Source organism: Microbacterium suaedae (assembly GCF_003254645.1).
GTDB classification, from domain to species: Bacteria; Actinomycetota; Actinomycetes; order Actinomycetales; family Microbacteriaceae; genus Microbacterium; species Microbacterium suaedae.
This window is the reverse complement of the sequence record NZ_PNFD01000002.1, coordinates 623207-633067: the sequence shown is the minus strand read 5'-3', so window position 1 is coordinate 633067 and position 9861 is coordinate 623207. Positions and strand designations below refer to the sequence as shown.

The 9861-nt window shown below is 68.5% G+C and carries 10 protein-coding genes; 5 read left to right on the top strand and 5 right to left on the bottom strand.

Translation table 11 applies throughout. The features are described 5' to 3' along the window. The 3 genes from C0012_RS09610 to C0012_RS09600 form a co-directional block, all read right to left on the bottom strand. The coding region (locus C0012_RS09610; protein ID WP_332835683.1) for a biotin/lipoyl-containing protein at window positions 1-432 on the bottom strand (432 nt) is incomplete at its 3' end. A 97-nt stretch (window positions 433-529) separates the two neighbouring features. Continuing rightward, window positions 530-1936 carry a dihydrolipoyl dehydrogenase gene (lpdA, locus tag C0012_RS09605; RefSeq protein WP_110588859.1) on the bottom strand — a complete coding sequence of 469 codons (1407 nt, stop codon included), beginning with the start codon at window positions 1934-1936 and terminating at the stop codon, window positions 530-532. A gap of 29 nt (window positions 1937-1965) precedes the next feature. Next, window positions 1966-3453: a leucyl aminopeptidase gene (locus tag C0012_RS09600; protein WP_110588860.1), complete on the bottom strand. Its 1488-nt coding sequence runs from the start codon at window positions 3451-3453 to the stop codon at window positions 1966-1968. 86 nt (window positions 3454-3539) lie between these two features. Here C0012_RS09600 and C0012_RS09595 point away from each other — a divergent pair, with 86 nt between their 5' ends. From C0012_RS09595 to C0012_RS09585, 3 genes are all read left to right on the top strand, one after another. After that, window positions 3540-4475 (top strand): proteasome assembly chaperone family protein, encoded by a 936-nt coding sequence (locus C0012_RS09595; protein WP_110588861.1) that lies wholly within the window; start codon window positions 3540-3542, stop codon window positions 4473-4475. Between the two features lie 213 nt (window positions 4476-4688). Continuing rightward, window positions 4689-5954: an RNA polymerase sigma factor gene (locus C0012_RS09590; RefSeq protein ID WP_110588862.1), complete on the top strand. Its 1266-nt coding sequence runs from the start codon at window positions 4689-4691 to the stop codon at window positions 5952-5954. Then, window positions 5951-6643, top strand: coding sequence for a coenzyme F420-0:L-glutamate ligase (locus tag C0012_RS09585; RefSeq protein WP_110588863.1), 693 nt, complete (start codon window positions 5951-5953; stop codon window positions 6641-6643). The genes C0012_RS09590 and C0012_RS09585 overlap by 4 nt, the downstream gene beginning before the upstream one ends. A gap of 65 nt (window positions 6644-6708) precedes the next feature. Here C0012_RS09585 and C0012_RS09580 read toward each other — a convergent pair whose 3' ends face one another. Then, window positions 6709-7734 carry a sugar-transfer associated ATP-grasp domain-containing protein gene (locus C0012_RS09580; protein ID WP_110588864.1) on the bottom strand — a complete coding sequence of 342 codons (1026 nt, stop codon included), beginning with the start codon at window positions 7732-7734 and terminating at the stop codon, window positions 6709-6711. A gap of 83 nt (window positions 7735-7817) precedes the next feature. On the opposite strand from C0012_RS09580, the gene C0012_RS09575 reads away from it, so the two are divergent. Together C0012_RS09575 and C0012_RS09570 are read left to right on the top strand one after the other, a co-directional pair. Continuing rightward, window positions 7818-8492: an alanine racemase gene (locus tag C0012_RS09575; protein WP_110588865.1), complete on the top strand. Its 675-nt coding sequence runs from the start codon at window positions 7818-7820 to the stop codon at window positions 8490-8492. After that, on the top strand, window positions 8489-9529 hold the full coding sequence (locus C0012_RS09570; protein WP_110588866.1) for an alanine racemase: 1041 nt from the start codon (window positions 8489-8491) through the stop codon (window positions 9527-9529). The genes C0012_RS09575 and C0012_RS09570 overlap by 4 nt, the downstream gene beginning before the upstream one ends. Window positions 9530-9584: 55 nt before the next feature. Here the strand turns inward: C0012_RS09570 and C0012_RS09565 are convergent, their stop codons facing one another. Further along, window positions 9585-9800, bottom strand: a complete 216-nt coding sequence (locus C0012_RS09565) for a DUF7455 domain-containing protein (RefSeq protein ID WP_110588867.1) — start codon at window positions 9798-9800, stop codon at window positions 9585-9587. Window positions 9801-9861: the final 61 nt, after the last annotated feature.

Sequence of the window (9861 nt, the reverse complement as noted above, 5' to 3'; positions counted from 1 at the left end):
CTTCAGCCAGCGAGTGATGGTTCCCTCGGTGACGCTCTCGCCGAGCTCGGGCAGCGTGACGTCGGTCGCGTCGCCCGAATCTGCGGGGGCGGCGGCCGGAGCCGCGGGTGCCTCGGGGGCGGGCTCTTCAGGTGCCTCGGCCGCGGGGGCCTCGGCAGCGGGCGCCGCGGGTGCCTCAGCGGCAGAGGACGCAGCGCCGTCGCCGACGGTCGCGAGGTCGGCGCCGACTTCGGCGGTCTCGTCCTCCTGAACGAGAATCGCCTCGAGCACGCCCGCCACGGGCGAGGGGATCTCGGTGTCGACCTTGTCGGTGGACACTTCGAGCAGAGGCTCATCGACCTCGACGGTATCGCCGACCTGCTTCAGCCAGCGCGTGACCGTTCCCTCGGTGACGCTCTCACCGAGCGCGGGGAGGACAACGGAAGTGCTCATATTCGAGTCTCCTTCAGAAGGTGTGAATGCGTGTATCAGCTTAGGGGATCGGCCTCGCGTGCGCCGATGTCGCGGCCGCACGGTCTGTGGCGACCGATCAGGGGGTATGCAGGGGAGAGCCCGCGAGTGAGAGAAACGCCTCGCCGAGCGCTTCGCTCTGCGTCGGATGGGCATGGATGAGCGGGGCGAGATCGTCGGCGCGTGCTTCCCACGCGACCGCGAGCTGACCCTCGGTGATGAGTTCCCCGACGCGTTCGCCGACGAGGTGCACGCCGAGGACCGGTCCGTCCGCGAGCGCGACGACCTTTGCGAAGCCGCCGCGTGCGTCCGATCCAGCCGAGACGATCTCGCTCTTGGCGTTGCCCGCCAGCGACACCTCTCGGGTGACGACCCGATCGGCACCGTGCGCGGCGATCGCCTGCGGCTCAGTGATCCCCACCGAGGCGACCTCGGGTGTCGAGTACGTCACGCGCGGGAACAGCGAGTCGTCGAGCGGCGAGGGCGCCTCGTCGGCGATCGTCTCGGCCACGAACATGCCGTGGCGGAAGCCGCGGTGCGCGAGCTGCGGACCCATGACGATGTCGCCGACGGCCCACACATGCTCGGCGGTCGTTCGGAGCGCATCGTCGACGACGACGAAACCTCGTTCGGTCTCGACGCCGACATCCTCCAGGCCCAGACCGGAGGTCGTCGGAGCGCGCCCGACGGCGACGAGGATGAGGTCCGCTTCGATCGTCGTCGCTTCCTCGTTCCGTTCGAAGGTGAGCGAGACACCGTCGCCGTGCACATCGGCGTTCGTCACGCGGGCGCCGAGCTCGAGCGTGATCCCGCGCCGACGATACGCCTTTTCGAGAGCGGTGCGGGATGAGGGATCCTCATTCGCGATGAGGTGGTCGAGGGCCTCGACGATCGTCACCTCGGCGCCGAGCGAGCGCCAGGCGCTCGCAAACTCGACGCCGATGACCCCGCCGCCGAGCACGACGACGCGCCGAGGCACCTCGTCGAGCGCGAGGGCTCCCTCGGAGTCGACGATGCGGCCGCCGAGGGTCACGCCGGGGATCGACCGGCTGGCGGCGCCCGTAGCGAGGACGACGTCGTCTCCGACATACACGTCATCGCCGACGGCGACGGCGGGGCGGCCGTCGTGTCGGACGACGGATCCACGCCCGTCGATGACGGCGATATCACGCGAGCGGACGAGGCTCTGCAGGCCGCGGTGCTTGCCGTCGACGACCTTCTGACGCCAGGCGCGCGCGGCGGCGCCGTCGACGCCGTCCAGGCTCGCCTGGACGCCGACGGCGGCCGCACGGCGCACCCCTTCGGCGACCTCCGCCGTGTGCAGGAGCGCCTTCGTGGGGACACAGCCGCGGTGCAGGCAGGTGCCGCCGAGGCGATCCTGCTCGATGATCGCGACCGAGCGGCCGAGCTCGGCGGCGCGCAGTGCGGCCGCGTAGCCGCCGCTGCCGCCGCCGAGTACGACGAGGTCGAAGCTGTGGGCTTTCACGTCATATCCCTCTCGTCCGCTCGCGGCGTTCAGGCGTTCTGGCCGCTGGCCGCGATGAAGTCGATGAGCGCGCGCGTGGACGCGCCCGTCGGGCCCTTGTCGGTGAAGCCGTAGGCGGACGGCGAGCTCATCGACGACCCCGCGATGTCGAGATGCACCCAGGGGATCTTGCCGGCCTCGGGATCGTTGCCGATGTGACCCACGAAGCGCCGCAGGAATAGCCCCGCGTAGAGCGAACCCGCGGCACGATTGCCGATATCGGCGTTCTGCATGTCGGCGACGCGCGAGTCGAGGCGTTCCTCGAGGTAATCGGGGAGGGGGAGCGCCCACGCGAGCTCACCCGTGCGATCGGCTGCGCCGAGGAACGCGTCGACCGTCTCTTCAGCGCCCATGATGCCCGTGTGGCGTGTGCCGAGCGCGACGAGCATGGCTCCGGTGAGGGTCGCCACGTCGACGATGACATCTGGGTTCTCGCGGCTCGCGGCGACGAGTCCGTCGGCGAGCACGAGGCGCCCCTCTGCGTCGGTGTTCGTCACCTCGACACTTGTGCCGTCGGCCAGGATCAGCACGTCGCCGGGGCGCGTCGCGCGGCCCGAGGGCATGTTGTCGGCGATGCACATCCAGGCCGTGACCCGGACGGGCAGCTCGAGTTCCGCGGCGGCGCGGATGACTGCGAGCACCTCTGCGGCGCCCGTCATGTCCTCCTGCATGCCGACCATCGATGCGGCGGGCTTGAGCGACAGACCGCCCGTGTCGAACGTGATCCCCTTGCCCACGAGGGCGATATGGCGCTCGGCGCCGTCGGGGGCGTAGTCGAGTCGCACGAGGCGAGGCGGCCGGTCGGAGCCCTTCCCGACGCCGAGGATTCCGCCGAAGCCGCCGTCGGAGAGCGCCTGCTCGTCCCAGATCGTCGCCTGCACGGGCAGGTCTGCCACAGCCTCGACCGCAGCATCGGCGAGCTGCTCGGGGCTCTGGCGGTCGGCGGGAGTCGACACGAGGTCCTTGACGAGGGCGACGGCGGCGCCGTGCGCCCGCGCCCAGGCGAGATCGGCGTCGGCTGCCGACTCGGGTGCGTGGATGATGACGCGGGAAGCCCGGCGCCCCTTTGCGAGTTCGTCGTCCGAGGCGCTCTTGTAGGTGGTGAAGCGATATCCGCCGAGAATCGCTCCCTCGGCGGCGGCGCGCCACGCATCGGGGATCTCGCCGAGAACGGCGACGGCCACGGTGTCGAAGCCCGTGAGCTGGCGGACGCCCGCACCGATGGCTTCGCGCACGGCATCCGCGTCGGCGTCCTCGCCGAGACCGACGACAGCGAGCGGAAGGGACGTGAGCTCCGGCGCGTACACCCGCGTGAAGGCATTCCGCCGTCCCGTGAACGAGAGGGCGTCGAGGGCAGGGCGCAGGCCGACGAAGTCGTCGAGGGCGGAGTCGTCTGACGACGGCACCGCGAGGACCAGGGCGTCGGCCTCTTCTGCGGGGAACGGAGCGTGGGAGATCTCGATTTCGGGAAGAGGCATGTGATCCATCCTAGGTTCGCGCGCCGTGTGCGGCGCTGTGGGCTCAAGTGCGCCCCGCGCGTCGCTGCTGCTCGTAGCATGGAGAGATGCCTCGCACACCGGAGATCTTCGAGCGCGTCGCGAACGCCCCCGTCGTCCCGCCGCGCCTGCCACTTGTCGTGCTCCTGACGGGGTTCACGGATGCGGGCGGCACGGTCGCGAGCATCGTGGACTACATGCGGGAGGAACTCGATCCGCGGCCGGTCGTCGTGTTCCGCAACGACGCACTGCTCGATTACCGGGCGCGTCGTCCCATCGCGACCTTCGATAAAGACCATCTCTCCGAGATCCGCGCCCCTCGACTCGAGCTCTCCCTCGCTCACGATGCGCTGGGACAGCCGTTCCTGCTGCTGTCGGGCTACGAGCCAGACTTCCAGTGGGACGGCGTCGTCGAGGCGCTTCTGCGTCTCGCCTCCGAGTTCGACGTCTCGACGATGTCCTGGGTCCACGCGATCGCCATGCCCGTGCCGCATACGCGCCAGCTCACCACGACCGTGAGCGGCTCGCGCTCCGACCTCATCCAGGCGCACTCGGTGTGGAAGCCGCATACCCAGGTGCCCGCGACGCTCGGGCACCTCATCGAGTTCCGTATGTCGGAGGACGGGTACCCGGTCGCGGGATTCGTGATGCTCGTGCCGCACTATCTCGCCGAGACTGAGTATCCGGGATCGACCCTCGTCGCCCTGGACAGGCTGATGAACGCGACGGGCCTCGTTTTCGGTCTCGACGATCTGCGGGAGGACAATCGCGAGTACATCGAGCGAGTCGAGGACCAGATCGCTCACAACGAGGAGCTCGCGCGGATGATCGAAGCCCTGGAACAGCGATTCGATGCCTATATGGCCGGGGAGCGCGACGGGGCGGGCGAAGGCGCGTCGAGCTCGGGCTTCCAAGAGGGGGATCTGCCGAGCGCCGACGAACTCGCCGCCGAGCTCGAGCGTTTCCTCGCCGATCGTCCGGGCGATGATGATCCGCGGCGCTGAGGGGGCCCAGCGGAATAGCACGCGGCTGGTCCGCGTTGACGCTCATGTGACGCAGCGCCGGGTGGTCAGCAGTCGGCGCGGACGTATGAGAGAATGGACATCCGACCCGTTGTCCCGTCGATGCCCACCAGGCATCGCACTTGACAAGGGTCTTAATCGTGCTCGAACACTCCCGGGGCGCTGGCGCGCGGCGAATCCGGGGAAAGGCGAAACGTGACTCCTGCCACGAAGACCACGAAGACCGACGCGGTCGACGAGACCGCTGCTCAGGCGACGGCGGGCCAGAAGGCCTCCGCCGATGCGTCGGCTGACGAGAAGTCGACGACCAAGAAGCCCGCGGCGAAGAAGAAGGCGGCGGCGAAGGAGCCTGCTGCGAAGAAGACTCCGCGCAAGAAGAGCGACGTCGTCGACGAGATCATCGGCGAGGACACTCCCGAGGTCGAGGAGACCGAGGAGACGAAGAAGCCGAAGCCCGAGCAGGCTGAGCCGCTTCCGTCGGGCGCAATCGTCATCAGCCAGTCGGCCGAGGAAGAAGTCCCGGTCTACTCGACGCAGATCACGGGCGCGACGGCCGATCCGGTCAAGGACTACCTGAAGCAGATCGGCAAGGTTCCCCTCCTGAACGCAGCGGAGGAGGTCGACCTCGCAATGCGCATCGAGGCGGGCCTGTTCGCCGAGGAGAAGCTGTCGAAGATGTCGGCGGCCGAGAAGTCGTCGCAGCTCGGGCTCGACATGCAGTGGGTCTCGCGTGACGGCAAGCGCGCGAAGAGCCACCTGCTGGGGGCGAACCTGCGCCTCGTCGTCTCGCTCGCGAAGCGCTACACGGGCCGCGGAATGCAGTTCCTCGACCTCATCCAGGAGGGGAACCTCGGCCTCATCCGTGCCGTCGAGAAGTTCGACTACACCAAGGGCTTCAAGTTCTCGACCTACGCGACGTGGTGGATCCGTCAGGCGATCACGCGTGCGATGGCCGATCAGGCACGCACGATCCGCATCCCCGTGCACATGGTCGAGGTCATCAACAAGCTGGCACGCGTGCAGCGCCAGATGCTGCAGGACCTGGGTCGCGAACCCACGCCCGAAGAGCTCGCCAAGGAGCTCGACATGACGCCCGAGAAGGTCGTCGAGGTGCAGAAGTACGGTCGCGAGCCGATCTCGCTGCACACTCCCCTCGGTGAAGATGGCGACAGCGAGTTCGGTGACCTCATCGAGGACACTGAGGCGGTCGTCCCGGCGGACGCGGTCGGATTCACGATGCTGCAGCGTCAGCTCGAGAGCCTCCTCGACTCGCTCTCCGAGCGTGAGGCGGGCGTGATCCGCATGCGGTTCGGCCTGGGAGATGGGCAGCCGAAGACGCTCGATCAGATCGGCGACACCTTCGGCGTCACGCGTGAGCGCATCAGGCAGATAGAGTCCAAGACGATGGCGAAGCTGCGTCACCCGAGCCGTTCGCAGTCTCTGCGGGACTACCTCGAGTGAGCGCCGGGGCAAACGAGGGCAAGGCCCTCGAAGTCACGGTCGACGACGCGACGTTCCTGCGGATCCCGCTGCGTACGCGTGTGGTCATGCCCGGGGATGATCTCGAAGAGGTTGTCCGTTCGTACGCGATCGATCACGTCGAGAGCGGCGACATCCTGTTCATCACGGAGAAGATCGTCGCCATTACGCAGGGGCGCTCGTACATGATGAGCGAGATCCACCCGCGCCGTCTGGCGCGCTTCCTGTCGAAGTACGTCACGAAGTCGGCGTACGGAATCGGGCTCGGCATTCCCGAGACGATGGAGTTCGCGCTGCGCGAGGTCGGAAGTCTGCGAATCCTGTTCGCGGCGGCCGTCTCTGCAGTGACGAAGCTCTTCGGGCGCAGCGGCGATTTCTACCGCATCGCGGGCGACAAGGCGCGTGCGATCGACGGCCCGACGCCGAACACGATCCCGCCGTACAACGATGCGGTCGTGCTGGGCCCGGAGCGTCCGCGAGAGGTCGCGGCCGAGACGAAGCGCCTCGTGGGGTGCGACGTCGCCGTTGTCGACATCAACGACATCGGCGGGAACATCCTCGGCTCCACGCTCGACAAGACGGCGGAGCGCACGCTCGTGAAGATCCTGCAAGACAACCCGCTCGGCCAGGGGCACCAGTCGACGCCGATGGGCATCATCCGTCGAGCCTGACGCTTTCTGCTGAATCGACAACGGGGCGCCCTCCTTCACGGAGGCGCCCCGTTGTCGTGTCGCGGTCAGAACCCGATCGCGGCGCGGTAGCGCGGCTTGTGGCCTGTGCGGACGCCCGACACGCTGGGCTTGTTCTCGTAGACGCCCGCGCCCCAATTGCCCTCGACGAGGACCGGACCCGTCGGGGTGACGACGACGTCCCATCCGGCGTACTGGACCTCTGGCATCTCCCGGGCGGCCTCGTCGACGAGTGCGATGGCCTCCTCGAAGAGGGGGAGCTGGAAGTCAGCGATGCGGAAGCCCGTGTCGGGATGCGTCTCATGGACGTGCCCGTGCGAGTCGTACCCGGCACTGAGCGCGTGACCCGAATCGGGGTCGAGCATCGTGTAGAAGCCGCCGTAGGACATCTGATCGCTCACCTCGCCGCGGCCGAACTTCTGCGCCACAGCGAGCGTGTGCACATCGGTGCCGTCGAAGAAGGCGGTGATACGCGTCGTGTTGACGGTTCCCGGGCAGACCGCCGAGATGTCGTCGTGCTGGCGAATGATCTCCTCGAGGAGAAGCTCGCCGCCTTCGAGCAGCTGCCGGTGGAACGCATCCCAGTCCTCGACGTCCTTCGCGTGATAGCGGCGCACACCGAGGCCCATGTGGCTGACGGGAACCTTCGCGATGACGGTGCCCTGCTCCTCGACGAAGGTCCGGACCGCGTCTGCGTTGTCCTTATCGACGACGAGCCAGGAGCGCTTGAGGAAGCGGTCGAAGCGACGGTTGAAGGCGATCTTGTCCTCGAACACGGCGCGCCCGGCCGGCCGCGACCAACGCTGCGCCAGCTGAGCCGAGACGGGGTGCGTCATGAAGGTCTCGCGCTCAGCGGCGTTGAGAATCGCGAAGTCGAAGTCGACGTAGTCCTGGAAGGCGACGTCTTTGCGCGCGGCTGACCAGAGCATGTCGATCAGCACAGACGGCACGGGCTTGCCGTGCTCGTCGCGCACTTCGCGAGCGCGATCGAGGACGGAGCCGATGTCGATGCGGCGCGCGCGCTCGGCGAGGTACCGGAGCTTGGGTCCGAGGGCGAGGCCGTTCGCGGGCATGGAACCTCCGTATCGGCGGAAAGGGAAGGGGCCTGCGGCGCGCTCGGCGCTCCGTCAGGCGGGCGCCGCCTAGTCTAGGTCGGATGAGTGCGTCGATTCTGGGGATGAGCGCTCCGCGTGCACGCGTGTCGCGGTCTGCGCTCGAGAGAAACATCGCCCGCGCCGCTCACGCGGAGCCGGACGCTCCGATCGATCTGCGTCGCGACGCCTGCGGGCACGGTGGGCGGATCGTGGCTGAAGTCGCCCGTGCGGTCGGCGTGACAGCGGCTGTCGTCGACGAGCCCTCTCTCGCCGCGGAGTACGGCCTGGGATCGTCGCGCAGTGTGCCGTTGCCGCTCGCGAGCGTCTTCGGGCTCGAAGGGCGGGGAAGGCCCGTTCTGACGGTCACGACGCCCGTGCTGCAGACCAAGCCGCTGCAAGCGGGCGACGGCGTGTCCTACGGCTACCTTCATCGCGCGGAGTCCGACACGCGCGCGGCGCTCATCGCGGGCGGCTACGCGCAGGGTGTGCCGCGTGCCGTGGGCGGCGCTGCGTCCGTGTGGATCCTGGGGGCCGACCGTCCCATCATTGGGCGCGTCGCGATGGACGTCTGCGTGATCGACGTCGGCGATCTCGAGGTGCAGCCGGGCGACGAGGCGGTGTTGTTCGGTGCCCCTGCTCCGCATCTGCTCGGTCAGTGGGCACGGGCGACAGGATGGTCTGAGATCGAGCTCGTGGCGATGCCCGGATTGTCGGCGGAACGGGAGGTGGCCGAGTGAACACCGCAGAGCTCCGTGTGGACCTCGAGCGCCTTCGCTCGAACGTGCGGGCGGTGCGCGCGCGCATGGCCCCGGCGGAGGTGCTCGTGGTCATCAAGGACGACGCGTACGCGCAGGGGGTGCAGCGCATCGTTGAGGCGTCGCTTGATGCGGGCGCGCGTTGGTTCGGGGGCATCGACGTGCCGAGCGCGCTGCGGGCGAAGGCTGTGTCGGGCGACCGCGCCCGTGTCGTGGCCTGGATGACCGTGACGGAAGCCGAGGCCGAAGCGGCGCTCCGCGGAGGGCTGGAACTCGGGGTCGGCGATGCCGGGTACTTGGAACGCGTACGGCAGTCGGCTGCGAAGGTCGGAGTCGTCGCTCGCGTGCATCTGAAGATCGACACGGGTCTGCATCGTAACGGTGTGCGTCCCGAGGATTGGGATGCGTTCTGTGCACGCGCCGCTCAGCTCGAGCGCGAAGGCAGCATCGTAGTTGTCGGGATCTGGAGCCATATCGCCGAGGCAAGTGACGAGGAGGATGACATCTCCCGTGCTGCCTTCGACCGTGCGGTCGCCGCCGCTCGCGGTGAGGGCCTGTCGCCCGAGGTGCGGCATCTCGCCGCGAGCGCGGCCGCGTGGCACCGGCCCGAGTTCCGCGGCGATCTCGTACGCATCGGCGCCTTCTGCTACGGCATCCGTTCGGCGGATGGGCCCGAGATTTCCGGCATCGCGCCCGTCTCATCGCTTGTTGCGCGCGTTGTGGCGATCGAGGGCGGCGAGGCGCGCATCGGGATCGGATCCGTCGACGGTCTCCCCTCGACGCTGGCGGGCCGCGTGCACGTCGGCACCCCCGGCGGGCGACGCGAGCTGAGGCACGTGAATCCGTTCGAATCGGTCGTAGAAGCCTGGGACGGTGCTCAGTGCGGTGACGAGGTCGTGCTGTTCGGTCCGGGCGAACACGGGGAACCGACGCCGACAGACCTGGGGGAGGCGATCGGAACGGTCGGTGAGGAGCCTCTTCTGCGCGTCTCGCCTCTCGTGCCGCGCGTCTCCCTCTGACGAACACGACGGCGCCCTCCCGCGGTTTCGCGGGAGGGCGCCGTCAGAGTCGCCGTCAGTTCTCGTCGACGAGCTTGTCCGTCTCGTCGTGCCAATCCGTGGCCACGGCCCGGAGCTTCTCCTCGAACTTGCGCCCGTGGTGCGCGCAGTAGAGCAGCTCGCTCCCGCCGACCGACGCGGCGATGTACGCCTGCGCTCCGCAGGCGTCGCAGCGATCGGCCGCAGTGAGGCGGTGGGAGACAGTGGCGTCGGCTGTCGTCGTTGCAGTCATCGGGCTGCCTCCTTCGTGATGGATCCGATATCGCGGGGCATGTTCCATACAACCACGACGC

Bases quoted from the DNA above. Each gene is read 5' to 3' on its own strand.
- C0012_RS09600 (WP_110588860.1), bottom strand. From the start codon at position 3,453: ATGCCTCTTCCCGAAATCGAGATCTCCCACGCTCCGTTCCCCGCAGAA.
- C0012_RS09595 (WP_110588861.1), top strand. From the start codon at position 3,540: ATGCCTCGCACACCGGAGATCTTCGAGCGCGTCGCGAACGCCCCCGTC.
- C0012_RS09580 (WP_110588864.1), bottom strand. From the start codon at position 7,734: ATGCCCGCGAACGGCCTCGCCCTCGGACCCAAGCTCCGGTACCTCGCC.
- C0012_RS09575 (WP_110588865.1), top strand. From the start codon at position 7,818: ATGAGTGCGTCGATTCTGGGGATGAGCGCTCCGCGTGCACGCGTGTCG.
- C0012_RS09565 (WP_110588867.1), bottom strand. From the start codon at position 9,800: ATGACTGCAACGACGACAGCCGACGCCACTGTCTCCCACCGCCTCACT.